The following is a 25,113-nucleotide window of genomic DNA, read 5'->3' as shown; positions in this document are numbered from 1 at the left end:
TGTAGCATCCGAGGCAGCATCTTAGAACTATCCTTCCTTAGAAGTCCCTTGGCGCCCGGCTCCGCGCGACAAGGTCATCGTCGAGGCCGTCCATGCATATTGTCTGCCCCCATTGTACGACATCCTACGCGATCAAGCTCGCAAGCCTTGGGGCCAATGGGCGGACAGTCCGCTGCTCCCGCTGCAAGGAGACGTGGATGGCGCATCCCGCGGATGCCGTCGGGGAGGCCGCCGTGCCGGCCTTGGCCGAAGCCAGCCAGACTGACGACCAGTCCGACCTCGCCGAGCAGTGGAACTCCTACGCCAAGGACGATTCAACCGCCGAAACCCCGATGGTCGAAAGCCCCTCGATCGCCAGCGACTGGCCGACAGAGGACGCCGCCGAGCCCGAGGACGAGTGGTCGGCGGCGGCCCGCGCCGCCGAGGAGGAAGTCGTCGGCGCGCAGCACCAGTCCTGGTTCAGCGGCCTTTTCAGCCGCCGCGGGGCAAAGGTGAGCCGCCCGGCCCCGGCCGTGGCCCGGCGAAAATCCCATTTCGGCCTGCCGACCGCCTGCGCCGCCATGGGCGCGCTGGTGCTGGCGCTGGTGATCTGGCGCGGCGACATGGTCCGCCTGCTGCCGCAGACTGCGGCCTTCTACAAGATGGTCGGCTTTGAGGTGAACCTGCGCGGCCTCGCCTTCAAGGACGTCAAGCTCTCGACCGAGACCGTGGACGGTAAGCAGGTGCTGGTGATCGAGGGCGCGATCGTGGGCCAGGGCAAGAGGCCGCTCGATATTCCGCGCCTGCGCTTTGCCGTGCGCGACGCGCAAGGCGCCGAGATCTACGCCTGGAATTCTGTGCTGGAGCAGACCGTGCTGCAACCGGGCGAGCGCGCCTTCTTCCGCTCGCGCCTGGCCTCGCCGCCGCCGGAAGGCCGCAATATCGACGTTCGCTTCTTCAACCGGCGCGACATTGCCGGCGGCAGCGTGTAATCAGGCGCCGTCGCGTGCCGCACGGGAGGTTGGTCCAAAGGTTGGTGTCATGCCAAGAGTGTTGATCGCCGATGACGAGGATTCGATGCGCCAGCTGGTGGCGCGCGCCATCGCCATGGACGGCCACGAGACCGTCACCGCACAGGACGGCGCCGAGGCGCTGGAGATCCTGACCCGCGAGGACGGCGCGTTCGATCTGTTGCTCAGCGACATCCAGATGCCCGTCATGGACGGCATCGCACTCGCACTCTCCGCTGCGCGTGACTTTCCCCAACTGACCATTTTGCTGATGACCGGCTTTGCCGATCAGCGCGAGCGTGCCTCGAACCTCAATGCGCTGGTGCATGACGTGGTCACAAAACCATTCTCGGTCGCGGATATCCGCACGGCGGTGGCGGATGCGCTGGCGGCGAAGAAGGGGTAGCGGGCGGGGGCGGCCACATATTCCACTGTCATGCCCCGCGAAGGCGGGGCATCCAGTACGCCGCAGCCTCTCTGCATCCGCTTCGCTGTCTCTGGAATACTGGATCGCCCGCCTTCGCGGGCGATGACAGTGAGCTTGTGGCGACCCCGCCTCAAAAATCCTTCAGCAGCCGCTCGAGATAGTCGAGCTCGATCTGCGGACGCGCGGGGTCGCCGAGGCGGCGGCGGAGCTCCTCGAGGATGCGGCGAACGCGCTGGACGTCGATCTCGCCGGGGATCTTGACCGTGTAGTCGTCGCCGAACTCGCGGCCGTGCAGCGGACGGCCGAGCGGGTCGGTCTGGTTGCCGCCGCTCTGCTGGCGCCCGGTGCGATTGCCGGGACCGTCGCCCTGGCCGTCGCCGTCGCCCTGCTGCATCGCCTCGGCCATCTTCTGCGCACCCTTGCGCATCGCATCCAGTGCCTTGCCTTGGGAATCCACCGCGCCGTCAGCATTGCCGTCGCCGAGTTTCGAGCCCGCATCGCCCATGGCGTTGTCGGCGGAATCGAGTCCGCCGTCATCATCACCCTGGTCAGCGTCCTGATCGCCATCCTGGCCGGGCTGGCCCTGGTCGCCTTGCTGTCCCTGCTGGCCCTTCTGTCCCTGCTGGCCTTTCTGGCCCTTCTGCGAGAGGCCGCGCTTGGCCATCTCGTCCTGGAGCTTCTTCAAGCGGTCGCGCAGCGCCTGCTGGTCCTGCTGCAGGTCCGACATCGACTGGTCGCCCTGTTGCTGCTTGCCGCGCATGCGATCGCGCCGGGAGTCCTGACCCTGCTTGTAGGTCTTGTCGCGCAATTGCTGCTGCTTGCGGATCATGTCGCCGAGCTCGTTGAGCGCCTGCTCCATGTCGCTCTCGCCGGACTGCCCCGGCTGCGCCATCTGCAGGCCTTCCAGCATCTGCTGGAGCTGATCGAGCAGCTGCTTGGCCGCGTCCTTGTCGCCGGAGCGCGACAGGCGCTCCATGCGGTCGATCATGTTCTGGAGGTCCTGCTGGCGCAGGATCTTGGTGTTGGGATCAAGCGGACGCGCGAGCTGCTGGGCATCCTTGTTGTTGCGGAACTGCTCGGCGAGCTGGCGCATGAAATTGTCGAGCGCCGCCCGCAGATCCTGCGTGAGCTTCTTGATCTCCTCGTCGCTGGCGCCGCGCTCCAGCGCCTGCTTCAGCGCGTCCTGCGCCGCGCGCAACGCCTTCTCGACGTCGGAGATGTTGCCGTCCTCGATCGTCACCGCGAGCGCCCACAGGCTCGCCACCACCTCGCGCAATGAATCATCCGTGCGCGCGGCCTCGAGCTGGTGCGCGACACTGTACAGGCCGAGATATTGTCCGGCCTCCTGCGTGAACAGCTCGGGCGCGATCATCAGCGCGTCGAGCGCGGTGTAGACGTCGGAATTCTTGTTGGCGTCGAGCGCGAGGATGCGGCGCTGCTCGATCAGCGCGCGTGCGAGTGGCTTGGTGAACAGCCGCTCGGGCAGGCGCATGTTGAACGGCTCGCTCTTCGCCTCGTTACCGGCCTCGTCCTTGGCGGTGAGCGTCAGCGTGACATCGGCGCCGGCATAAGGATCCTCGCTGAGATCCTTCACCGTCTGACCGACGCCGTTACGGGTGCGCGCATTCGGCAGCACCAGCGGAAATTTCGGCGGCTGGAACAGCGGCCGCGCCGCGGTCTTGTTATCAGTCTTGTTATCAGTCTTGTTATCAGTCTTGTTATCAGTCTTGTTATCAGTCTTGTTATCAGTCTTGCCATCGCCGTCCTTGCCCGCATCGGCGGAACGCGAAGCGACTTGCGCCTCGGCGCCGGTGACGCCGTAATCGTCCTCGATCTTGTAGACGAGCTGGAGCGCGCCGCGCGCCTGGCGCTCCGGATCCTTGGCCAGCGCAATGGTCGGCGGGCGGTCCGGCGTTGCCGCAAAAGCCCATTGCGGCTGGCCCGAGGGGGCGCGGACATGCGCAGTGCCGTCGCCGGTGATGGTGAAATGCTTCTCGTTGGTGCCCTTGGGCGTGGCCTCAGCCGGCGCGACTTCCTTGAGGCCGCCGGACACCACGACATCCAGGCTGCCGCCGGAGGAGCGCACGATCAGCGTCGAGCCGGCGGGAACACTGAGCGGGCCGGAGGCCGGAAGCGCGGCCGCTTCCTTGTTGGCGGCCGACAGAATCACGGGCGGCTTGCCGGTGTAGAGCGGCGGCGTGACCCAGGCGTCGACACGGACATTGGTCGGCGTCAGCACGCCGTTCCAGTCGAAGGCAGCGCCGAGCCGCAATCCGCGCTCGTCGCCAGCGGCGAAGAAGGTCGCGACCAGCATCACCATAACCAGCGCACGCAGCGCCCAGGGGTCATGGATGGCGAGGTGCGGGTGCGGCAAACCGGCGCGGATGCGCTTGAGCGAGGCCAGCGTGCGCTCGCGCTGTGCCTGCCAGAGCGCCTGCGCAATCGGATCCTGCGAGGTTAGCGTGTCGGTGAGCGTCGTGGCCGGGCGATGACGGATGCCCGAACCGCGGTCGAGCCGGGCGAGCGCCTCCTCGCGGCTCGGCCAGCGAAACCGAATCAGGGGGAACAGGGCGGCAGCCGCAAGGCCTGCGAAAATGACGAGACCGATGGCACGGGTGACCAGGGGCAGTGCCAGCCAGAGGCCGGCCCAGGACACCACCAGGAATAGGCCGACGACGGTGAGAATACGCGCCAGCCCGGGCCAGGCACGTTCCCACGCGATGGCATAAGTGGACCGCTTGAGGGCCTGCGCCAGCTTCAACCGCGACAGAGCGTCGCCATCGCGGATCGGGTCTGACGGCTCGGGGGTGACGCCGTTCAATCAACTCTCCAGGTTACCCGGTGGAGTGAAGCGTACCACAACGGCAGCACTGAGGCATCCGTTCCTGTACGGGACATCCCCCTTTTCCCGCATAACACGAGGACGTGACTGCTCCGGCTCAACCCCGTAGTTTCCGCGCCGCCATCCAAGGAAAACAAGGAAACGTCATGGACAAGAAGATGCACGACAAGGGCCTGGAAGTCCGCAAAGCGGTACTGGGCGAGGCCTATGTCAACAACGCGCTGAAGAACGTCGACGACTTCAACCGTCCGTTCCAGGAGATGCTCAACGAATATTGCTGGGGCACGGTGTGGGGCCGCGAGGAGCTGCCGCGCAAGACCCGCAGCATGCTCAACATCGCGATGATCGCGATCCTCAACCGCCAGCATGAATTCCGTGCGCATCTGAAGGGCGCGCTCACCAACGGCGTCACCCGCGACGAGATCCGCGAGATCCTGATGCAGGTCGCGATCTATGGCGGCATGCCGGCCGCCGTCGACAGCTTCAGGATCGCGCGCGAGGTGTTTGCGGAGATCGACGGAAAGGCGTGAGGCCGACAAACAGCATTCAACGTATTGCTCCGTCATTGCGAGCGAAGCGAAGCAATCCAGAAAGCCTCTGCGGCAACAGTCTGGATTGCTTCGTCGCTTCGCTCCTCGCAATGACGACGGGAAGGAAATAACACCATGGATATCGGATTCATCGGCCTTGGAAACATGGGTTTCCCGATGGCGCGGCGGCTGGTCGAGGCAGGACACAAGCTCGTCGTGTTCGACACCCGCAAGGAGGTCGTTGACAAGCTTGTCGCGCGCGGCGCGACCGCTGCGGCATCGCCGAAGGATGTTGCCGACAAGGTCGAGACTGTGATGGCGAGCCTGCCGTCGCTGCAGGCCTCGCTGGAGGTCGCAACGGGCGCGAACGGCGTGATCGAGGGCAGCCGCGCCAAACGTTTCATTGATCTCTCCACAGTCGGCTCGGCGATGGCGGCGAAGATTCACGGCCTGCTCGCCAAGCGCAACATCGTGCAGATCGACTGCCCGGTGTCCGGCGGCGTCGGCGGCGCCGAGAAGGGCACGCTGGCGGTGATGGTGTCGGGGCCGAAGGCGGAGTTCGAGCTGTTGAAGCCCGCGCTCGACGTGATCGGAAAGGTGTTCTTCATCGGCGAGAAGCCGGGCGCTGCACAGACCATGAAGCTCGCCAACAATTTCCTCTCGGCCACCGCGATCGTGGCGACGTCGGAAGCCGTGGTGATGGGCGTCAAGGCCGGGCTCGATCCCGCCGTGATGATCGACGTCATCAATTCAGGTTCGGGCATGAACACGGCGAGCCGCGACAAGTTTCCGCGCTCGGTGCTGCCGCGGACCTTCGACTTCGGCTTCGCCACGGGGCTGATGGTGAAGGACGTGCGGCTGGCGCTGGAGGAGATGAAGCAGCTCGGCCTGTCGATGGAGGTCGCGGATGCCGTCGGGCGGCTGTGGGAGACGGTGATCAGCGCCGAAGGCGCCGAGTCCGATTTCACCGCAGCGATCAAGCCGATCGAGAAGAAGGCAGGTGTGGTGGTCGGCGGCAAGACCGGCGGATTGGCGGGGAGATAACCGCGCAGCCCGAGTTGTCGAGACGCCATCGTGCCCTGATCCTCACAACCGAGGCGCGAAGCTGCAGGCTGCTTCGCGAGGCGGCGCTTCATCCTTGAGTTGTATTCGTTGTGGGGTATCCTGCGGGCCCTACACGACTGCAAAAAAATCAGGGAGGACGGAATGAAGCGTCATCGACACTTACTTGTCGGTGCGACCACGGCCCTGTTTGGCTGTGTCGCACTCGGTACGTCGCCCGCCATGGCGACGGCGTGCACCAATCTTCGATCCTTGCAACTGCAGCACACGGTGATCAATTCGGCGGACGACAACACGACCGGCACCTTCGTGCCGCCTGGCGCGAGCCCGATCACCGGCCTTCCCGCCTTCTGCCGCATTACCGCAACCGTGATCCCGAGCTCGGATTCCAGCATCAAGATCGAGGTCTGGCTGCCCGAGACCACGTGGAACGGCAGGTTCCTCGGCACCGGCGGCGGCGGCTTCCAGGGCGTGATCACCTACAACGAGCTCGGCATCGGCATCCAGGGCGGCTTTGCCGCGACCAACAGCGACCTCGGCACCGGATCATCGGGATGCAATCCGCTGTTCTGCGGCTCGGCCGGCAACATGGGAAATCCGCTCGCGATCGAGTTCGGCGATCCGACGGCGCCGTCGACCGGCCTGTTCGGGCATCCCGAGCGGATCAAGGATTTCGGCTACCGCGCGATCCATCTGATGACCGAGCGGGGCAAGGAGATCGTCAGCGCGTTTTACGGCCATCGATCGCAACGGGCCTATTTCGCCGGTTGCTCCACCGGCGGCCAGAACGCCCTGATGGAGGCGCAGCGCTTCCCCAACGACTATGACGGCATTCTCGCCGGCGCCGCCGCATTCAACCGCACCCATTTGCACATAGCGGGACTCTATGGCTGGCAGAACACGCATGCGAGCCCCGGCCGGTTCATCCAGCCCGGCCAGATGACGCTGATCAACCAGGCTGTGCTGAAGCAATGCGTCGGCCAGGACGGCGGCGCCAAAACCGATCAGTTCCTGACCGATCCGCGCGACTGCCATTTCGATCCGAAGGTCCTGCTCTGCACCGGCGGCAACGCACCGCCGGCCTGCCTGACCCCCGACCAGGTCACGACCATGCAGCGCTATTACGCCGGCACGATCGACCCGGTGAACGGACAGCTCGTCAATCCGGGCTCCGAGCGCGGCAACGAGACCGACGACATCCTCGCCCTCGGCCTGGCGTTTCAGGAACGACTGCCCGAGCCGGCCTTCGACGGCCTGTTCTACTGGGTGTTCGGCCCGAGCTTCGGCTATCCGGCAAGCCCGACCAATTTTGCCAATTTCGATTTCCACCGCGACATCGACAAGGTCGACGACCAGCTCGCCACGGTGCTGAACGCGACCAGCACCGATCTCGGCGAATTCAGGGGACACGGCGGCAAGCTGCTGATGTACCACGGCTGGGCCGACCCGCTGATTCCGTCCCAGAGCAGCATCAACTATTTCCTGGCCCTGGTGGGGAATGAAGGCCCGGGATTCCAGCAAGGCCTCCAGCCGGTCGGCTTCTTCGATCACGGCAACGGCAATCCGGCGCTGCGACGGACCCAGAGTTACGCGCGTCTGTTCATGGTGCCCGGGCTGTACCACTGTTCCGGCGGCCCCGGTCCCAACACGTTCGATGCGCTCACACCGCTGGTCAAATGGGTCGAGGCCGGCGTCGCGCCGGAGACGATCCTCGCCACGAAGTTCGTGGCCGATACGCCGCCCGCGGTTCAGATGACCCGGCCGCTCTGCGTCTTCCCCAAGGTCGCGAAATACAACGGCAGTGGCGACACCAACAACGCAGCGAGCTTCACCTGCGTCACCGACGAGAACGATTTCAACCAGAAGCCGGCTCCGAAATACGGGCCGTGACAAACACGCGGCGCCGGCGAGCGCATGCTCGCCGGCGTCCTCACAGCCACGGCGCCGGCGTATCCATCGCGATCAGCTGCTCGACCTCGATGCGCGGGCGCACGACCGCGTATTGATCACCCTTCACCAGCACCTCAGGCACCAGCGGTCGCGTGTTGTAGGTGCCGGCCTGCACGGCGCCGTAGGCGCCCGCGGTCATGATGGCGATGAGATCGCCCACCTTCGGCGTCGGCAGCGTGCGGTCGAGAGCGAGGTAGTCGCCGGTCTCGCAGACGGGGCCGACGACGTCGGCCACGACGGTCGCCGCGCCCTTTGCCGGCTGCGTCACCGGCAGGATGTCGTGATGCGCCTCGTACAGCGTCGGGCGGATGAGGTCGTTCATCGCGGCGTCGATGATGACGAAGTTCTTGCCGTCGCCGTGCTTCACATAGATCACCTTGGCGACGAGGATGCCGGCATTGCCGACGATCATGCGGCCCGGCTCGAACATCAGGGTGCAGCCGAGATTGTGGCTGACGCGCCTGACCATCGCGGCATAGGCATCCGGCGCCGGCGGCGCCTCGCGGTCCATGTAATAGGGAATGCCGAGCCCGCCGCCGAAATCGACGTGGCTGATGTTGTGGCCGTCGGAACGCAGCGTCTGCACGAATTCGGACAGGATGCGGAACGCGGTCTCCATCTTGGACAGGTCGGTGATCTGGCTGCCGATATGCACGTCGGTGCCGGTCACCTGGATGCCCGGCAGCTTCGCGGCCCGCGCGTAGACCTCGCGAGCATGCGCGATCGGGATGCCGAACTTGTTCTCGGACTTGCCGGTGGAGATCTTGGCATGCGTGCCGGCATCGACGTCCGGATTGACGCGGATGGAGATCCGCGCGGTCTTGCCCGTCTCGGTCGCAAGCCGCGAGAGCAATTCGAGCTCGGGCTCGGATTCGACGTTGAGACAGAGGATGTCGGCGGCGAGCGCGGCGCGCAGCTCGTCTTCGGTCTTGCCGACGCCGGAGAACAGGATCTTGCTGGCAGGGATACCGGCGGCCAGCGCGCGCTTCAGCTCGCCGCCGGAGACGACGTCAGCGCCGGCACCAAGCTTCGCCAGCGTGCGCAGCACCGACTGGTTGGAGTTCGCCTTCATGGCATAGCAGACCAGCACCTTCTCGCCGGCAAAGGCATCGGCGAAGACGCGATAGTGCCGCTCAAGCGTGGCGGTCGAATAGCAATAGAACGGCGTGCCGACGGTTGCGGCCAGCTCGGACAGGTTCACCGCCTCGGCGTGCAGCACGCCGTTGCGGTAGTCGAAATGGTTCATGGCGATGGCTCGGTTGCCCCAGCCTATCGGCTGGGTTTTTCGTCCAGGAGCGGGTCGAGGATAAACGGTTTCTTCTTGCCCTTGGTCGCCGCCGGGGGGGCATCCGCGCCATAGGTCGGATTGAACACGCTCGGCGTTTTCTGGGCTTCGGTCTCGGTGTCGGTCGGCGCGGCGATATTGGCCGTGGACGCGTTGGAGGCGGTCGGCGGCAGATCGAGCGGGCCCTTCCGGCCACAGCCGGCGAGCGCAAGCGCGCTCAGGCTCAAGACAATGATGGCCCACCCCGAGCCGGCCGGGCGAAACTTTGACGTCACGACGAAATCCCCACTACGCGGGGCGCACCATACAGAGATTGGCGCGCTCTGGCGAGAGCCGGATGACCATGAAACATAAGCGAAATTTTGCCTTCAGCCCAATTTTCGCTCTTTTTCCAGCCGCTTCGCCCATGCCTTGGCCTGCGACGTCACGTTCTTCGGCGCAGTGCCGCCGAAGCTGGTGCGGCTCTTCACCGACGATTCGACCGAGAGCACGCCGAGCACGTCCTTGGTGATCCTGGGCTCGATCGCCTGCATCTCCTTCAGCGGCAGCTCGTGCAGCGCCACGCCGCCCTCGGCGGCCTTGGCGACAATGCGGCCGGTGACGTGATGGGCCTCGCGGAACGGCATCTTCAGCGTCCGCACCAGCCAGTCGGCGAGATCGGTCGCAGTGGCATAGCCCTCGCCTGCGGCGGCCTTCATTTTTGCCTCGTCCGGAATGAGGTCGCGGACCATGCCGGTCATGGCGCGGATCGCCAGCGACAGCGCGGCAAAGCCCTCCATCGCGCCCTGCTTGTCCTCCTGCATGTCCTTTTGATAGGCGAGCGGCAGGCCCTTCATCACGATCAGGAGACCGTTGAGCGCACCGATGACGCGGCCGGTCTTGGCGCGCACCAGCTCGGCCGCATCAGGATTGCGCTTCTGCGGCATGATCGAGGATCCGGTGGTGAACTTGTCGCTGAGGCGGATGAGGCCAACCAGCGGCGAGGTCCAGATCACGATCTCCTCGGCGAAGCGCGACATGTGCACGGCGCAGATCGAGGCCGCCGACAGCGTCTCCAGCACGAAGTCGCGGTCGGAGACCGCATCAAGCGAGTTCGCCATCGGACGGTCGAAGGCCAGCGCCTTGGCGGTGGCATGACGGTCGATCGGGAACGAGGTGCCGGCGAGCGCGGCCGCGCCGAGCGGGGATTCATTGAGCCGCTTGCGCGCATCCTGGAAACGGCCGCGATCGCGCGCAGCCATCTCGACATAGGCGAGCAGATGGTGACCGAACGTCACGGGCTGCGCGGTCTGCAGATGCGTGAAGCCGGGCATCACCGTTCCCGCATGCTCCAGCGCGCGCTCCACCAGCGCCTGCTGGAACGCGGCGAGCGCGGCATCGGTCTCGTCGACGATCTCGCGGACATAGAGACGGAAGTCGGTCGCGACCTGGTCGTTGCGCGAGCGCGCGGTGTGCAGGCGGCCGGCGGCCGGCCCGATCAGCTCCGACAGGCGGCTCTCGACATTCATATGAATATCCTCGAGCGCGCGCTTGAACTCGAAGCCGCCCTTCCCGATCTCTGACAAAATCGTGTCTAGACCCTTGCCGATATTTTTCGCATCAGAGGCCGTGATGATGCCTTGGCTGGCAAGCATCGCGGCGTGGGCCTTGGACGCGGCAATGTCCTGGGCGAAGAGGTGACGATCGACGTCGATGGAGACGTTGATCTCTTCCATGATCTCATCGGGACGTTCCGAGAACCGGCCGCCCCACATCTTGTTGCTCATGATCCCCTGCTCACGCCTTGCTTTGCCGCACGTTTGCTGGCGGAGGCCAGCCGTATTAAGAGGCCCCTGATAGCCATATCTGCGACCGGATGACAAACGATATGCTCGACCAGAAGCCCTCCGCCACGCGCCGGATCCCCATCGTCATCGCCACCGTGGTGGTCGGCGGGCTGGCCGGCTTCGCCGCGCTGTACGGGCTGGGCCTGAGCCGGGCGCCATCAGGCGATCCGGCCTGCCGGGCTGCGGTGGCCACCGCCCAAAAGATCGCCCCGCTCGCCCATGGCGAGGTGGCGGCACTGACCATGGCGAGCGCCCCCCTGAAGCTGCCGGACCTGGCCTTCGAGGATGCCGATGGCAGGCCGAAGAAGCTGTCCGATTTCCGAGGCAAGACGCTGCTGGTCAACCTCTGGGCGACCTGGTGCGTGCCGTGTCGGAAAGAGATGCCGGCGCTGGACCAGCTCCAGGCCAAGCTTTCCGGCCCGAATTTCGAGGTGATCGCGATCAATATCGACACCCGCGATCCCGAGAAGCCGAAGAATTTCCTGAAAGACGCCAGCCTGACTCGGCTTGGCTACTTTACCGATCAGAAAGCTAAGGTTTTTCAGGATCTTAAGTCGATAGGCCGAGCCCTGGGCATGCCGACCTCGGTGCTCGTCGACCCGCAGGGCTGCGAAATCGCGACGATTGCGGGACCGGCCGAATGGGCGAGCGACGACGCGCTCAGGCTGATCCGGGCCGCGCTGGGGCCGACCGCTGCGTCGCTTTAAGCTGTGATATTGAGGTTGCCGCCAACGCCTGCGCCGACATTGGCGAGCGAGGGCTGACCAGCGCCCAGCAGCGTCAGGACGGCGGATTTCTCCGCATCCGCGTTCTGCTTCATCAGCGTTGCCGAGATGTTCGACTGCAGCGCGCCTTGCTGAGAGGCCAGCATGGTGCTGACCATCGCCATCGTGTCCATTACGCAAATCCTCGTACCGGCGGCAGCCTAGGGGCGAGCGGTTAACGCGACATGAATTGTCACAAGATGGATCAGCGCGTCGGAACCGGCTTGGCACCGCGGTAGTCGTAGAAGCCGCGCTGCGTCTTGCGGCCGAGCCAGCCGGCCTCGACGTATTTCACCAGCAGCGGGCACGGGCGGTACTTGGAGTCGGCCAGGCCCTCATGCAGCACCTGCATGATCGAGAGGCAGGTATCGAGACCGATGAAATCGGCGAGCTCGAGCGGGCCCATCGGATGGTGGGCGCCGAGCTTCATCGCCGCGTCGATCGCCTCGACGTTGCCGACACCTTCGTACAGCGTGTAGATCGCCTCGTTGATCATCGGCAGCAGGATGCGGTTGACGATGAAGGCCGGAAAATCCTCGGAGACCGCGACCTGCTTGCCGAGCTTGGCGACGAATTCCTTGGACGCCTCGAAGGTCGAATCGTCGGTGGCGATGCCGCGGATCAGCTCCACCAGCTCCATCAGCGGCACCGGATTCATGAAGTGAATGCCGATGAAGCGCTCGGGCCGGTCGGTGGCGGCGGCGAGCCGCGTAATCGAGATCGAGGACGTATCGGAGGCGACGATCGCCTCCGGCTTCAACACCGCGCAGAGCTCGTGGAAGATCTTGCGCTTGACCTCTTCCTTCTCAACCGCGGTCTCGATCACGAGATCGCAGTCGGCGAGGTCGTCGAGCTTCTCGGCGAGCTTGATGCGCGCCATCGCCTTGGCCTTGTCGTCCTCGGTCACGCCCTTCTTGGAGACCTGGCGGGCCAGATTGCCGTTGATCGTCGCCATGCCCGACTTGAGGCGGTCGGCCGAGATGTCGTTGAGCACCACGTCGAAGCCGGCCAAGGCCGCGACATGCGCGATGCCATTGCCCATCTGACCCGCGCCGATCACGCCGACCTTCTTGATTACTGCCGCCATAATGTCATCCACCGGAACGGCGCGCAGATCGCGCCCTGCCTATCCCCTGAGCCGGGGAAGTCTGATTTATCAGAAGCTCGATTAGATCAGAATCCTGGCTCGAAACCTAGATTGGATCGCTTCGAAGGCGTGCCCCACGCCAAAGAAAACGCCTCGAAAAAGCAACACCGGCCGGAGTTTATGCCTCCGGCCGGTGTTTTTAACGCGTTTTACTTGCCGAGTTTGCCGAGTTCGGCCGTCAGCTCCGGAACCGCCTGGTAGAGGTCGGCGACCAGGCCGTAGTCGGCGACCTGGAAGATCGGCGCGTCCTCGTCCTTGTTGATCGCGACGATCACCTTGGAGTCCTTCATGCCGGCCAGATGCTGGATCGCGCCGGAAATACCCACCGCGACATAGAGCTCGGGGGCCACGACCTTGCCGGTCTGGCCGACCTGCCAGTCGTTCGGCGCATAGCCGGCGTCGACCGCCGCGCGCGAGGCACCGACACCGGCGCCGAGCTTGTCGGCGAGCGGCTCGATGTACTTGGCGAAGTTCTCGCGGCTCTGCATGGCGCGGCCACCGGAGACGATGATCTTGGCCGAGGTCAGCTCAGGACGGTCGCTCTTGGCGACTTCCTCGCCGACAAAGGACGACAGGCCCGGATCGGCCGCAGCCTGAACGCTCTCGACCGGCGCGCTGCCGCCGGCAGCTGCCGCCGCGAAGGTCGAGGTACGGACCGTGATGACCTTCTTGGCGTCCTTCGACTTCACCGTCTGGATGGCGTTGCCGGCATAGATCGGACGCTCATAGGTATCGGGCGCGACCACCTTGGTGATCTCCGAGACCTGCATGACATCGAGCAGAGCTGCGACGCGCGGCATCACGTTCTTGAAGCGCGAGGTCGCGGGCGCGACGATCGCGTCATAGGAGGGCGCCAGCGAGACGATCAGGGCGGCCAGCGGCTCGGCCAGATCGTGCGCGTAGGGCTCGCCTTCGGCGACCAGCACCTTGGCAACGCCCGTGAGCTTCGAGGCAGCCTCGGCCGCAGCCTTGGTGCCCTGCCCGCCACCGGCGACCAGCACATGGACGTCGCCGCCGAGCTGGGACGCCGCGGTCAGCGCCTTGTTGGTGGAGTCCTTGAGGACTTCCTGTTCGTGTTCGGCAATCAGCAACGTCGTCATCAGAGCACCCCGGCTTCGTTCTTGAGCTTCGACACCAGCTCGGCGACGTCCTTCACCTTGACGCCGGCCTTGCGGCCCGCGGGCTCAGCCGTTTTCAGAACTTCGAGGCGCGCGGTGATGTCGACGCCGTAATCGGCGACGGTCTTGTCCGCGATCGGCTTCTTCTTGGCCTTCATGATGTTGGGCAGTGAGGCATAGCGCGGCTCGTTAAGACGAAGATCGGTGGTGACGATCGCCGGCCCCTTCAGCTTCACGGTCTGCAGACCGCCGTCGACTTCACGCGTGACCTTGAAGTCGCTTCCTTCAACTTCGAGCTTCGAGGCGAAGGTCGCCTGCGACCAGCCGAGCAGCGCGGCCAGCATCTGGCCGGTCTGATTGCTGTCGTCGTCGATCGCCTGCTTGCCGAGAATGATCAGGCCGGGCTGCTCTTCTTCCGCGACCTTCTTCAGGATCTTGGCGACGGCGAGCGGTTCGACGGTGCCGTCGGCCTTCACCAGGATGCCGCGGTCGGCACCCATGGCGAGCCCAGTGCGGATCGTCTCCGATGCCTGCGCCGGTCCGATGGAGACCACCACGACCTCGGTAGCCTTGCCGGCTTCCTTCAGGCGCAGCGCTTCCTCGACCGCGATTTCATCGAAGGGATTCATCGACATCTTGACGTTGGCGAGTTCAACGCCCGATCCATCGCTCTTGACGCGGACCTTGACGTTGTAATCGACCACCCGCTTTACCGGCACTAAGACCTTCATCGATCCTCTTTCACTCAATTTGGGAGGGGGGCTATTCAACTGGCGCGGAACCTAAAGGCCTGATCCGGCCCGGTCAACGCGCGACAGGGCCAAATTTTAGACCTTGGAAATGCGCTGCTCAATGGGTCAGCGGTTCTGGCCCGGAATCCAGAGCACGTCGCCGGCGCCATTATGGTTGGCCGCACGGCTGGCCACGAACAGGAAGTCCGACAGGCGGTTCATATACTGGATGCCAGCTGCACCGACCGGCTCTCCGGGCCGGGCCGCCAGTTCCACCATCATACGTTCCGCCCTACGGCAAATCGTGCGGGCGACATGAAGGTAGGCGGCGGCCGGCGTGCCGCCCGGCAGCACGAAAGACGTGAGCGGTGCGAGCTTGTCGTTGAGCGCGTCGATATCGTGCTCGAGCCGCTCGACCTGGCTCGCCACCACGCGCAACCGTTCCGCTTTGCCTTCCCGCTCGGGCACCGCGAGGTCAGCGCCAAGGTCGAATAGATCGTTCTGGATCCGGCCGAGCATCGCATCAAGCTCAGGCGCATCCTTTGTGTACAGGCGAACAACGCCGATCGCGGCATTGGTCTCGTCGACCGTGCCATAGGCCGCGATGCGCAAATCATATTTCGGACGGCGCTCGCCGGTTCCGAGCGCTGTCGTTCCGTCGTCACCAGTCTTGGTGTAGATGCGGTTGAGCACGACCATGTTAGCGCCCCATGGCCCAGACGGCGAGCATGGCAACCACGATCGCCACGAACTGAAGCAGTACGCGCAAGCGCATCAGCTTCTGCGAGGTGTTGGGCGAGCCGCCGCGCATCATGTTGACGAGACCGAGCAGCAGCACAATCGCCACGGCGCCGGCTGCCACCGGCAGGATGAAAGTACTTAGGAGAGATGCCATCAGGGCTAGATAACACCGTGTGCGCCGGTCCGCTATGGCGCACGCCGTCATTCCGGGCTCGATGCTCGGGCTTGCGCTCCGCGCGGTCCTACGCATCGCCCCGGAATGACAACGGGGGAAACAGGTAGCGTTTTCGCGATCTGGCTTTTAGGCCAATTATATCAGATGTTAGCCCAATGATCTTGAGAGCGATCCGCTACATCTACGTCGTCGCGATGGACGCGTTTTATACCTTCCTGGCCGACGACGGCTGGGCGATCGCGAGCCACATCGCGCTGTCGACGCTGATGGCGCTGTTCCCGTTCCTGATCGTGCTGACGTCGCTGGCCGGCTTCTTCGGCTCCAAGGAGCTCGCCGACCAGGCGGCTGGTCTGATGCTTCAGGTGTGGCCCACGCAAGTGGCGGATGCGCTCTCCGGCGAGATCCACGACGTGCTGACCACCACCCGCACCGGCGTGCTGACGATCGGCGCGGTGCTGTCGGTTTATTTCGCCTCGAACGGCGTCGAGGCGCTTCGCGTTGCGCTGAACCGCGCTTATGCGGTGGTGGAGATGCGGCGCTGGTACTGGCTGCGGCTGGAATCGATCGGCTACACGCTGGTCGCGGCCATCACCGCGCTTGCCATGGCATTCCTGATCGTGCTCGGCCCGCTCTTCATCGAGGCAGCGCGGCGCCACATTCCACTGTTCGTCGAATCCAACGAAAGCATCCTGACCTGGCTGCGCTACGGCATCACCATCAGCGCGCTGGTGGTGGCGCTGATCATCCTGCATACCTGGCTGCCGGCCGGACGGCGCGGCTTCCTCCAGATCCTGCCCGGCATCGTCTTCACCATCGTGGCGTCGCTGATCTCGGGCGTCGTGTTCGGCCAGTACCTGGCGCGCTTCGCCAACAATTACGTCACGATGTATGCGGGGCTCGCCTCGGTGATCATCGCGCTGGTGTTTCTGTATTTCATCGCCGCGATCTTCGTCTTTGGCGGCGAGCTCAACGCCGCGATCATCAAGTCGCGGCTTCCTCACGGCGTCTCGCTTCAAGCAGCGCAGTCGCTAAAGCCCGCGGGGACACAGGCTTGACCAGGAAGGCGTTGGCGCCGGCCTCGCGCGACGCCGCCTCGTCCTCGCCGCGACCGGACACGCCTATGATCGGGATCTGAGCCAGCGGCGCCTGCATCGTGCGGATCCGGCGGATCGCCTCAACGCCGTCGATGCCCGGCAACACCATATCCATCAGCACCGCATCGAAACCGCCCTGCGCGAGCCGGTTCACCGCGTCCTCGCCGCGGCCGATGAACTCGGCATGATGACCGAGCTCGGTCAAAATTGTGTTGAGCACGACGCGGCCGAACGGATTGTCCTCCACGCTGAGCACGCGCAACGCCGCCAGCGCATTCGGCTCCTCACCGCCCGATTTGCGGGACTTCGCGGGACCCGCCGCATCCAGCGACACCGTCAGCGTGAAGGTGGCACCACCGCCGCGCCGTGGCGCGACCGTGATGTCGCCGCCCATCGCGCGCGCCAGCTGCTTCACCGAGGACAGACCGAGCCCGGCGCCGCCGAAGCGCGACGCGATGGTGACATTGGCCTGGGTGAACGGGCGGAACAGCCGCTTGATCTCGGCCATGGTCAGGCCGATGCCGCTGTCCGACACCGCAAAGGCGACGCCGACTTTGCGCTTGCCTTTCACCTTGTCCTTGGTCTTGCCTCTTCCGCCGCCCTTGGCGGGGCGCCAGGGCGTCGCCGATATCGCCACGCCGCCCTGGTCAGTGAACTTCACGGCATTGTCGATCAGATTCTCGAGCGCGGCGCGGAGGCGGACGGGATCGCCGACCACGAGGCCCGCAAGCTTGTCGGAGATATCGACCTCGGCCTGAAGACCCTTGGCGGCGGCGCGGCCGGCGAGCGAATCGCCGGTGCTGCGGGCGAGCGCCCGCAGATCGAACAAATCCTGCCGCAGCGTGCTGCCGCCCGCGCCCTTGCCGGTCTTGGCGGCATCGACGAATAGCGTGGCAAGGTTCGCCAGATGCTCGGCACCGGCCTTGATGGTATCGGCCCAGCGCCGTTCCCGCTCGCCGAGATCGGAGGTCGAGAGCAGGTCGCTGATCGCCAGAATCCCGGTCAGGGGGGTGCGGACCTCGTGGGCAAAGGCGGCTAGCGCCACCTGGACCATGTCCGGTGCGGCCGGCTTGGCGCCGCGCTTGCGTACCTTACCGGCCGCCGCGGGTCGCTTCCGCGGCGGTCGCCTGGACGCCCGCGTAGTGCGCGTTTTCGCCGCCATAAATCCCCTTCGAAGTATATCCCCTTCGAACCCCTGGCTATCGGCTAAGCATGGCACGGCGGAACCCCTGGAGTCACGGCAGCGTTTTGCTAACCCCCAGAGAAACTTAGCCTAATCCCACGAACGTGCGGATACCGGCGGGCGAGATGCCCGCAGCGCGTAACTCCCGCAGACCGGTCGAGCGGTCCGATTTCGACAGCTTCCGCCCGTGGGCGTCGCGAATCAGGGGGTGGTGGCGGTAGGCGGGCTCAGGCAGGCCGAGCAGAGCCTGGAGCAGGCGGTGGACCGAGGTGGCGTGGAACAGGTCCTGGCCGCGCACGATCTCGCTCACACCCTGGAGCGCGTCGTCGACCACGACGGACAGATGGTAGCTGGTCGGCGTCTCCTTGCGGGCCAGGATCACGTCGCCCCACGCCTCGGGCAGTGCGGCGACCGTGCCGCGCTCGCCATCGGGGCCCTCACCCAACTCATTCCAGGTCAGGCCGGCAACGCGCCGGCAGGCGGCCGCCATGTCGAGCCGCAACGCGTAAGCCGCGCCGGTATCGATCAAATGCGACCTCTCGCCGGCCGCCAGCGATTTCGCGTCACCGGGATAGAGCGGTGCACCGTCGGGATCGCGCGGCCATGGTCCATGGGCCTCGCGCGCAGCCACGAGCCTGGCGATCTCGGCGCGGCTTTCGAAGGCGGGATAGACGAGGCCGAGCGCGGCGAGTTTTTCCAACGCAGCGCGATAATCGGCGAGATGCTCCGACTGCCGCCGCACCGGCGTCTCCCAGGTGATCCCCAGCCAGGCGAGGTCCTCATCAATCGCCGTCTCGAACTCCGGCCGGCAGCGCGTCGCGTCGATGTCCTCGATCCGCAGCAGCAGCCGCCCGCCGGTTTGCTGCGCGCGATCGAAATTGAGCAGCGCCGAATAGGCGTGGCCGAGATGCAAGAGGCCGTTCGGGCTGGGGGCAAATCGGAAAACGGGTGGCGGCATATGCAAAGATCTCGTCATGGCCGTGCATAGCCGTTAAGGACGGCATCGCTTCCGCTCGCCCATAACCCGGCCATCCATCTTCCAAGACCCTGTTACGATATGAGATGGATGCACGGGTCAAGCCCGCGCATCACGAGTTAGGCAACAATGACCATCCACCTCGAAGCCCAGTCCGATCTCGAAGAGGCCGTCCATACGCTGGTCAAGCGCGATCCGCGTCTGAAGCCGGTGCTCGAGATCGCGGGCATGCCGGCGTTACGGCGGCGCGAGCCGGGGTTTGCGGGACTTGCCCATATCGTCTGTGGACAGCAGCTCTCGACCGCGAGCGCCGCGGCGATCTGGGGACGCCTGTCCGCCGCCTTCGATCCGTTCGACCACGAGGCCGTGCGCCGTGCCCGCACCGACCGGCTGGGGCGGCTCGGCCTGTCGGCCGCCAAGATCAAGACACTGAAACATCTCGCGCGCGAGATCATCGCGGAGCGGGTGAATCTCGACGTGCTCGCCGAAGAAGATGCGGATGCCGCGCATCACACGCTGATCTCGCTGCCCGGCATCGGGCCCTGGACGGCGGACGTCTATCTCCTGTTTTGCCTCGGCCATGGCGATGCCTGGCCGGCCGGCGACCTCGCCGTGCAGGAGGGCATCAAGATTGGCCTCGGCCTTCAGGCACGGCCGACGGAAAAGCAGATGGCGCCGCTCGCCGAGCCCTGGCGTCCGTTCCGTGGTGCTGCCGCGCATCTGTGGTGGAGCTATTACCGCGCGGTGAAAAAGCGCGAGGGCGTGCTTTCGGCGTGAGGCCGCCGAACAGCGTTTAAAGCTATGTTGCAGTTGCAACGACGCGTGCGTGGTCAACGAGATGCCGGCACAGACACAAGCCGGGATTTCGCCGCCAACAACATGAGGCGCATTCCGCCCGAGCAGAGCCACATGCTCTCGCTGCTCGGGTAACGCGCTTTCGACATCGACTGAACCAGTATAGCGTCCGACCTCAGAGGAAACGCCAGAGGAAACGCCGCGAAGACGGCACGAGGTCGCGTATGCTGGACAAGACGAAGGATATTTCCGTCTCCGCGCAAGCCTGGCTGGACGAATTCGAGCGCACGCTTGCTCGATCCGATCGCGCTGCTCTCGACCGCCTGTTCGTCGCCGAATGTTTCTGGCGCGATGTGCTGGCACTAAGCTGGAATCTACAAACCATCGCCGGACGCGATAACGTCGCTCGAGCATTGACCGGCCTCGCACCCAATGCGGCGCCGAGCAATCTCAGGATCGCCACGAACCGCGCAGCGCCGCGCTGGGTGACACGTGCCGGCACAAACAATATCGAGGCGATCTTCAATTTCGAGACCGCGCAGGGGCGCGGCAGCGGCATCTTGCGGCTCGTGCCCGATGCCGCCGACGGCGATCGTTTGACGGCGTGGACGCTACTTACCGCGCTCGACGAGCTCAAAGGTTTTGAGGAACAGCTCGGCACGTCGCGACCGCGCGGCCAGGCCTATTCGCGCAATTTCCGCGGGCCGAACTGGCTCGACTTGCGCAAGGCCTCGCGCGACTATTCCGATCGTGATCCCGCCGTACTGGTGGTTGGCGGCGGCCAGGCCGGGCTCGCGATCGCGGCGCGGCTGAAGCAGTTGCAGATCGACACGCTGATCGTCGATCGCGAGACGCGGGTCGGCGATAATTGGCGCAAGCGCTATCACGCGCTCACCCTGCACAACGAGGTGCAGGTCAATCACCTGCCCTACATGCCGTTCCCGCCGAGCTGGCCGACCTACATCCCCAAGGACAAGCTCGCGAACTGGTTCGAAGCTTACGTCGACGCGATGGAGCTGAACTTCTGGACCGGCACCGAATTCGAAGGCGGCGCCTATGACGAGGCCAAGGGACGCTGGACGGTGACGCTGCGCCGCACCGACGGCAGCAAGCGCACCATGCATCCGCGTCATGTGATCATGGCAACCGGAGTCAGCGGCATCGCTAACGTTCCTGATATTCCGACTCTCGATCGTTTCAAGGGCACGCTGCTGCATTCCAGCCGCTACGAGGACGGCGAGAACTGGCACGGCAAGCGCGCCATCGTCATCGGCACCGGCAACAGCGGTCACGACATCGCGCAGGATCTTCATTCCAGTGGCGCCAAGGTGACGCTGGTGCAGCGTTCGCCGACGCTGGTCACCAATATCGAGCCGTCGGCACAGCTGGCCTATGCGATCTACAATGAGGGCACGCTCGAGGACAACGATCTGATCGCGACATCGATGCCGACGCCGCTGGCGAAGAAGACCCATGTGGTGCTGACGGAACAGTCGAAGGAACTCGACAAGGAGCTGCTCGACGGACTGCGCCGCGTCGACTTCAAGCTCGACTTCGGCGAGGCCGGCACCGGCTGGCAGTTCAAATACCTCACCCGCGGCGGCGGCTATTATTTCAACGTCGGCTGCTCCAACCTGATCGTCGAAGGCGCGATCGAGCTGAAGCAATTCGAGGACATCGACGGCTTCACGGCCGATGGCGCGCAGCTGAAGGATGGCACGACCATCGCAGCCGATCTCATCGTGCTCTCGACCGGCTACAAGCCGCAGGAATACCTCGTGCGAAAGCTGTTCGGCGACGGCGTCGCCGACCGTATCGGCCCGGTCTGGGGCTTTGGCGATGGTTTCGAGCTGCGCAACATGTATGCGCGCACCGGGCAGCCCGGCCTGTGGTTCATCGCCGGCAGCCTCGCGCAGTGCCGGATCAACTCGAAATTTCTCGCGCTGCAGATCAAGGCGATCGAGGAGGGGATTTTGGGACGGGCCGCGGCTGCAAACGAGCAAGACAGAGGCAACTGAAGAGGGGACAACACATGCCAGCGATTCTCGGCACCGGCGAACACCGCTACCGCGTCGTCGAAAATTTCGCGAAGCTTCCCGACGGCTGGCAGCTCACCGACGTCGCCTCGGTGGCGGTCGACAGCAAGGACCGCGTCTATGTCTTCAACCGCGGCGCCCATCCGATGGTGGTGCTCGACCGCGAGGGCAATTTCCTGCGCAGCTTTGGCGAAGGCCTGTTCTCGCGCGCGCACGGGCTGCACATCGATGCCGACGACAATCTCTACTGCACCGATGACGGCGACCACACCGTGCGCAAATGCACCACCGACGGCAAGGTGCTGCTGACGATCGGCATTCCCGCAAAGCCTGCGCCATTCATGAGCGGCGAGCCGTTCCATCGATGCACCCACACCGCGCTGTCGCCGAAGGGCGAGATCTACGTCTCCGACGGCTATGGCAATGCCCGCGTGCACAAATACACGCCCGACGGCAAGCTTATCAAAAGCTGGGGCGAGCCGGGCACGGATCCCGGCCAGTTCAACATCGTGCACAACATCGCCACCGATGCCGATGGCTGGGTCTATGTCGCCGATCGCGAGAACCATCGCGTGCAGGTGTTCAACGGCGAGGGCAAATACGAGACGCAGTGGAACAATCTGCACCGCCCCTGTGCGCTGTGCTGCTGCGGCGGGGGCAAGAGCCCGACCTTCGTCATCGGCGAGCTCGGCCCCGGCATGGCCGTCAATCGCAAGGTGCCCAATCTCGGCCCGCGGCTGTCGATCGTGGACGCCACGGGAAAGCGCATCGCGCGGCTCGGCGGCGAGCAAGGCCCGGGTGTCGCCAGCGGAAAGTTTCTGGCACCACATGGCATCGCGCTGGATTCGAAGGGCGATATCTATGTCGGCGAAGTCGGCGTCACCGACTGGAAGACGAGCTTTCCGGACGAGGAGATGCCGGCCGCGGTCCGCGCGACGCGGTGCTTGCAGAAGCTGGAGCGGGTGCAGGAGTAGCCCAGCCCATCACTCCTGGGCACGGCCTCCCCAAATCGCGGCGTTTTTGAGCATCTGCCACCCCGCCGCCGTATTGCTTGCGCCTGAATAAGTCGCTCAACGGGCTTCACAATCCCGTCACGCTGCATGTAGTATGTCAATACATGCTGCTTCGCAGCGTATATTGGAGGCCGGGAGCGTTACTTGAACGCACATGTCTCGCAAGGCAGTTGGCCGGTGCTGGTCCTCAACGCGGACTTCCGGCCGCTGAGTTACTACCCACTGTCTCTGTGGTCGTGGCAGGACGCGATCAAGGCGGTGTTCCTCGATCGCGTCAATATCGTAGCGCATTACGATCAGGCGGTTCACAGCCCCACGCTGCAAATGCAGCTGCCGAGCGTGGTTTCGCTCAAATCCTTCGTCAAGCCGACCACGCATCCCGCCTTCACCCGGTTCAACGTCTTCCTGCGCGATCGTTTCGCCTGCCAGTATTGTGGCTCGCCCGAAGACCTCACCTTCGATCACATCGTCCCGCGCAGCAAAGGCGGCCAGACCACCTGGGAAAACGTGGTCGCGGCGTGCTCGCCCTGTAACCTGCGCAAGGGCAATCTCACGCCGGCGCAGGCCAAGATGTTTCCGCGCCAGCACGCCTTCGCGCCGACCGTGCACCAGCTCCACCGCAACGGCCGCCTGTTTCCGCCGAACTACCTGCACGACAGCTGGCTGGACTATCTCTACTGGGATACGGAGCTGGATCCGTAGCGCTCGCTCGTCGCGCTATGCTAGGACTCGATCCGTTCGAACGGTCGAAACCGTTGACGCGTCACAAAACGACCTCGCGATCACGGTTGCAGTCCGAGCGAGGACCGGTCCTCCGCTCGCCTCACCTGATACGCAAAGACTTTAATCGGTAATTTCCAGGGCTATCGGATCCAACCGTCCGTTCAGCCTGTCGTTAACGATGGCCGGTGGCGGCTTCGGACCGCAAATTGCGATCCAAAGCCGGAATCCTTTCCGGTTCGTTACCGTCCCTTAAGGCCCGCTCGGCAATCTGAGCTGCAAAGCGCAGTCTCGCCGTAAGGTCGTCATATATGCTCACCGCAACCCTGGAGCAGATTCAAGCCTCGCCACGGAAGCGGACGATCTATGTCTGCGTCATTCTCTCGCTCCTCGCAGCCATACTGATCTTCAAGGCCTTCCGGTTCTTCGAAGGCGGCCTCTGGTACGGCAACCAGACACCCGACTTCACCGCCTTCCACATCGTGGCGCAACGAATCTGGCTCGAGGATCTCGACCTGACCTACCAATTCGCGTCATTCACGAAGATGCAGCTCGCGGCAGCCGGCGGCCCGGCCGACGTCATGCCCTGGACCTACCCGCCGCAATTCGACCTGGTGCTTGCGCCCCTCGCGTTTCTTCCGGGCTGGGTCGCCTATTTTCTCTTCACGGCGGTCACGCTGGCGGCCTATCTGATGACGCTCCGCGCCATCGCCGGAAACAACTTCGCGCTCGTGCTCGTCGTGTTTTTCCCGGCTATCGCGATCACGATCGCTATCGGCCAGAACGGCCTGTTGACCGGCGCGCTGATCGGGCTGATCTGCATTAACGCGGAACGGCGCCCGGTGCTCGCCGGCATCACGCTCGGCCTGATGGTCATCAAGCCTCATCTGGCCGTTGCGGCCGGCATCTACATGCTGTTGACGCGCCGCTGGCCGGCGGTGCTGACCGCCGCGATCGTGGTGGTCGCGAGCTCGCTCCTCTGCACGCTCGCCTTCGGTCCGCAAATCTGGCTCGCGTGGCTCGGCAGCATCCGGGAAGCCGCAGGCTTTCTGGAGGAAGGCCGCTACCAGCTGTATCGGATGATCTCGGCCTATGCGGCCCTGTACAATGCTGGCCTCCCCGCCACTGGCGCGTTCTGGGGGCAGATGGCAATGGCAGGTCTTGCGCTGGCCACCGTCGCACTTGCGGTTGCTCGCGGACCGTCTCCCCGCTTCGCACTCGGCATCGTCGCGGTCGTCTCCGTGATGATCAGCCCCTACGCCTACGACTATGACCTGCCGATCGTGGGGATCGGGCTTGCCCTGCTGCTTCCGGACTTTGCCGGCCTGGCGAGCTCGCGCGAACGCAGCGCGGTCTACGCCCTGCTCCTGCTGGCTAACGCCTATGGGCTGCTGCAATCGGCCCGGCTGTCCGCAGAGAACGTCACCGCGAGCGACCTGCAAAATCGCGTGGCTCCGGCCGTTGGCGGCTTCGCACTCATGGCGGTGCTCGCGATACTGCTGCGGTGCCTGCTGCGCGACGCCAAGCCTGCCGCCATCCGCCTGCATGGCGAGCCCGCATAGCTCCGCGCACTGAAGCGATTACGTCCGTTGGCGCTTGGCAGGCGAGCCCGGCCTGCTCCACCGCGATTGGCGCATGCGGCCATCGCGGGCGACGGAACCGGAAAGGCCCGCGCCCGTTCAGACCAAAGACCCCGCGACGGCTGACGC

24 protein-coding genes are annotated in these 25,113 nt (G+C 64.9%); 12 read left to right on the top strand and 12 right to left on the bottom strand.

The features are described from left to right. The first annotated feature begins 92 nt into the window (after positions 1–92). Both ABID58_RS32385 and ABID58_RS32380 read left to right on the top strand, forming a co-directional pair. Positions 93–971 (top strand): MJ0042-type zinc finger domain-containing protein, encoded by an 879-nt coding sequence (locus tag ABID58_RS32385; RefSeq protein WP_148751698.1) that lies wholly within the window; start codon positions 93–95, stop codon positions 969–971. A gap of 49 nt (positions 972–1,020) precedes the next feature. After that, on the top strand, positions 1,021–1,395 hold the full coding sequence (locus ABID58_RS32380) for a response regulator (protein WP_354036944.1): 375 nt from the start codon (positions 1,021–1,023) through the stop codon (positions 1,393–1,395). Between the two features lie 151 nt (positions 1,396–1,546). Here ABID58_RS32380 and ABID58_RS32375 read toward each other — a convergent pair whose 3' ends face one another. After that, positions 1,547–4,237: a TIGR02302 family protein gene (locus ABID58_RS32375; RefSeq protein WP_354036943.1), complete on the bottom strand. Its 2,691-nt coding sequence runs from the start codon at positions 4,235–4,237 to the stop codon at positions 1,547–1,549. Positions 4,238–4,404: 167 nt separating this feature from the next. Here ABID58_RS32375 and ABID58_RS32370 point away from each other — a divergent pair, with 167 nt between their 5' ends. The 3 genes from ABID58_RS32370 to ABID58_RS32360 all read left to right on the top strand — a co-directional run bounded on the left by ABID58_RS32370 (position 4,405) and on the right by ABID58_RS32360 (position 7,740). After that, entirely contained in the window at positions 4,405–4,788 is a 384-nt protein-coding gene (locus tag ABID58_RS32370; protein WP_008567285.1) for a carboxymuconolactone decarboxylase family protein, read from the top strand. Positions 4,789–4,923: 135 nt separating this feature from the next. Then, positions 4,924–5,832 carry an NAD(P)-dependent oxidoreductase gene (locus tag ABID58_RS32365; protein ID WP_354036941.1) on the top strand — a complete coding sequence of 303 codons (909 nt, stop codon included), beginning with the start codon at positions 4,924–4,926 and terminating at the stop codon, positions 5,830–5,832. Positions 5,833–5,994: 162 nt separating this feature from the next. Continuing rightward, on the top strand, positions 5,995–7,740 hold the full coding sequence (locus ABID58_RS32360) for a tannase/feruloyl esterase family alpha/beta hydrolase (RefSeq protein ID WP_354036940.1): 1,746 nt from the start codon (positions 5,995–5,997) through the stop codon (positions 7,738–7,740). A 40-nt stretch (positions 7,741–7,780) separates the two neighbouring features. Here ABID58_RS32360 and lysA read toward each other — a convergent pair whose 3' ends face one another. The 3 genes from lysA to argH form a co-directional block, all read right to left on the bottom strand. Next, a complete protein-coding gene (gene lysA / locus ABID58_RS32355) occupies positions 7,781–9,046 on the bottom strand; it encodes a diaminopimelate decarboxylase (protein WP_148751690.1) in 1,266 nt (421 codons plus the stop codon). A 23-nt stretch (positions 9,047–9,069) separates the two neighbouring features. After that, positions 9,070–9,360, bottom strand: a complete 291-nt coding sequence (gene lptM, locus ABID58_RS32350; RefSeq protein WP_254134669.1) for an LPS translocon maturation chaperone LptM — start codon at positions 9,358–9,360, stop codon at positions 9,070–9,072. A 93-nt stretch (positions 9,361–9,453) separates the two neighbouring features. Continuing rightward, entirely contained in the window at positions 9,454–10,851 is a 1,398-nt protein-coding gene (gene argH / locus ABID58_RS32345) for an argininosuccinate lyase (RefSeq protein ID WP_354036938.1), read from the bottom strand. A gap of 101 nt (positions 10,852–10,952) precedes the next feature. Here argH and tlpA point away from each other — a divergent pair, with 101 nt between their 5' ends. Beyond that, positions 10,953–11,618, top strand: a complete 666-nt coding sequence (tlpA, locus tag ABID58_RS32340) for a thiol:disulfide interchange protein TlpA (protein ID WP_148751686.1) — start codon at positions 10,953–10,955, stop codon at positions 11,616–11,618. Here tlpA and ABID58_RS32335 read toward each other — a convergent pair. The 6 genes from ABID58_RS32335 to ABID58_RS32310 all read right to left on the bottom strand — a co-directional run bounded on the left by ABID58_RS32335 (position 11,615) and on the right by ABID58_RS32310 (position 15,566). Beyond that, a complete protein-coding gene (locus ABID58_RS32335; RefSeq protein WP_148751685.1) occupies positions 11,615–11,809 on the bottom strand; it encodes a hypothetical protein in 195 nt (64 codons plus the stop codon). The genes tlpA and ABID58_RS32335 overlap by 4 nt on opposite strands. Positions 11,810–11,880: 71 nt before the next feature. Then, positions 11,881–12,762 (bottom strand): 3-hydroxybutyryl-CoA dehydrogenase, encoded by an 882-nt coding sequence (locus tag ABID58_RS32330; protein ID WP_148751684.1) that lies wholly within the window; start codon positions 12,760–12,762, stop codon positions 11,881–11,883. A 209-nt stretch (positions 12,763–12,971) separates the two neighbouring features. Further along, positions 12,972–13,922 carry an electron transfer flavoprotein subunit alpha/FixB family protein gene (locus tag ABID58_RS32325; RefSeq protein ID WP_354036937.1) on the bottom strand — a complete coding sequence of 317 codons (951 nt, stop codon included), beginning with the start codon at positions 13,920–13,922 and terminating at the stop codon, positions 12,972–12,974. After that, positions 13,922–14,671, bottom strand: coding sequence for an electron transfer flavoprotein subunit beta/FixA family protein (locus tag ABID58_RS32320; protein WP_148751682.1), 750 nt, complete (start codon positions 14,669–14,671; stop codon positions 13,922–13,924). Before ABID58_RS32320 ends, ABID58_RS32325 begins: the two co-directional genes overlap by 1 nt. Before the next feature lie 126 nt (positions 14,672–14,797). Continuing rightward, positions 14,798–15,370 carry a cob(I)yrinic acid a,c-diamide adenosyltransferase gene (locus ABID58_RS32315; protein ID WP_148751680.1) on the bottom strand — a complete coding sequence of 191 codons (573 nt, stop codon included), beginning with the start codon at positions 15,368–15,370 and terminating at the stop codon, positions 14,798–14,800. A gap of 1 nt (position 15,371) precedes the next feature. Continuing rightward, on the bottom strand, positions 15,372–15,566 hold the full coding sequence (locus ABID58_RS32310; protein WP_148751678.1) for a twin transmembrane helix small protein: 195 nt from the start codon (positions 15,564–15,566) through the stop codon (positions 15,372–15,374). Positions 15,567–15,748: 182 nt separating this feature from the next. Here ABID58_RS32310 and ABID58_RS32305 point away from each other — a divergent pair, with 182 nt between their 5' ends. Further along, positions 15,749–16,642: a YihY/virulence factor BrkB family protein gene (locus ABID58_RS32305; RefSeq protein WP_148751816.1), complete on the top strand. Its 894-nt coding sequence runs from the start codon at positions 15,749–15,751 to the stop codon at positions 16,640–16,642. Here the strand turns inward: ABID58_RS32305 and ABID58_RS32300 are convergent. Beyond that, positions 16,569–17,843: an ATP-binding protein gene (locus tag ABID58_RS32300; RefSeq protein ID WP_354036936.1), complete on the bottom strand. Its 1,275-nt coding sequence runs from the start codon at positions 17,841–17,843 to the stop codon at positions 16,569–16,571. The genes ABID58_RS32305 and ABID58_RS32300 overlap by 74 nt on opposite strands. Before the next feature lie 106 nt (positions 17,844–17,949). After that, positions 17,950–18,822: a tRNA glutamyl-Q(34) synthetase GluQRS gene (gluQRS, locus tag ABID58_RS32295; RefSeq protein ID WP_148751674.1), complete on the bottom strand. Its 873-nt coding sequence runs from the start codon at positions 18,820–18,822 to the stop codon at positions 17,950–17,952. A gap of 147 nt (positions 18,823–18,969) precedes the next feature. On the opposite strand from gluQRS, the gene ABID58_RS32290 reads away from it, so the two are divergent. The 5 genes from ABID58_RS32290 (at position 18,970) to ABID58_RS32270 (ending at position 24,966) form a co-directional block, all read left to right on the top strand. After that, the gene (locus ABID58_RS32290; RefSeq protein WP_148751672.1) at positions 18,970–19,617 is read left to right on the top strand and encodes a DNA-3-methyladenine glycosylase family protein; all 648 of its coding nucleotides are present in this window, start codon (positions 18,970–18,972) and stop codon (positions 19,615–19,617) included. 242 nt (positions 19,618–19,859) lie between these two features. Continuing rightward, positions 19,860–21,653: a flavin-containing monooxygenase gene (locus ABID58_RS32285; protein WP_354036934.1), complete on the top strand. Its 1,794-nt coding sequence runs from the start codon at positions 19,860–19,862 to the stop codon at positions 21,651–21,653. Positions 21,654–21,667: 14 nt separating this feature from the next. Then, positions 21,668–22,645 carry a peptidyl-alpha-hydroxyglycine alpha-amidating lyase family protein gene (locus tag ABID58_RS32280; RefSeq protein ID WP_354036932.1) on the top strand — a complete coding sequence of 326 codons (978 nt, stop codon included), beginning with the start codon at positions 21,668–21,670 and terminating at the stop codon, positions 22,643–22,645. A gap of 183 nt (positions 22,646–22,828) precedes the next feature. Then, a complete protein-coding gene (locus ABID58_RS32275) occupies positions 22,829–23,386 on the top strand; it encodes an HNH endonuclease (RefSeq protein ID WP_148751668.1) in 558 nt (185 codons plus the stop codon). A gap of 329 nt (positions 23,387–23,715) precedes the next feature. Then, the gene (locus ABID58_RS32270) at positions 23,716–24,966 is read left to right on the top strand and encodes a glycosyltransferase family 87 protein (protein ID WP_354036930.1); all 1,251 of its coding nucleotides are present in this window, start codon (positions 23,716–23,718) and stop codon (positions 24,964–24,966) included. Positions 24,967–25,113 lie beyond the last annotated feature (147 nt).

The sequence above is a fragment of the Bradyrhizobium sp. S3.2.6 genome (genome assembly GCF_040546885.1).
In the GTDB taxonomy this organism is placed as follows: Bacteria; Pseudomonadota; Alphaproteobacteria; order Rhizobiales; family Xanthobacteraceae; genus Bradyrhizobium; species Bradyrhizobium cytisi.
Note: the sequence above shows the minus strand (reverse complement) of the source record. Positions and strands in the feature narration are given on the sequence as shown.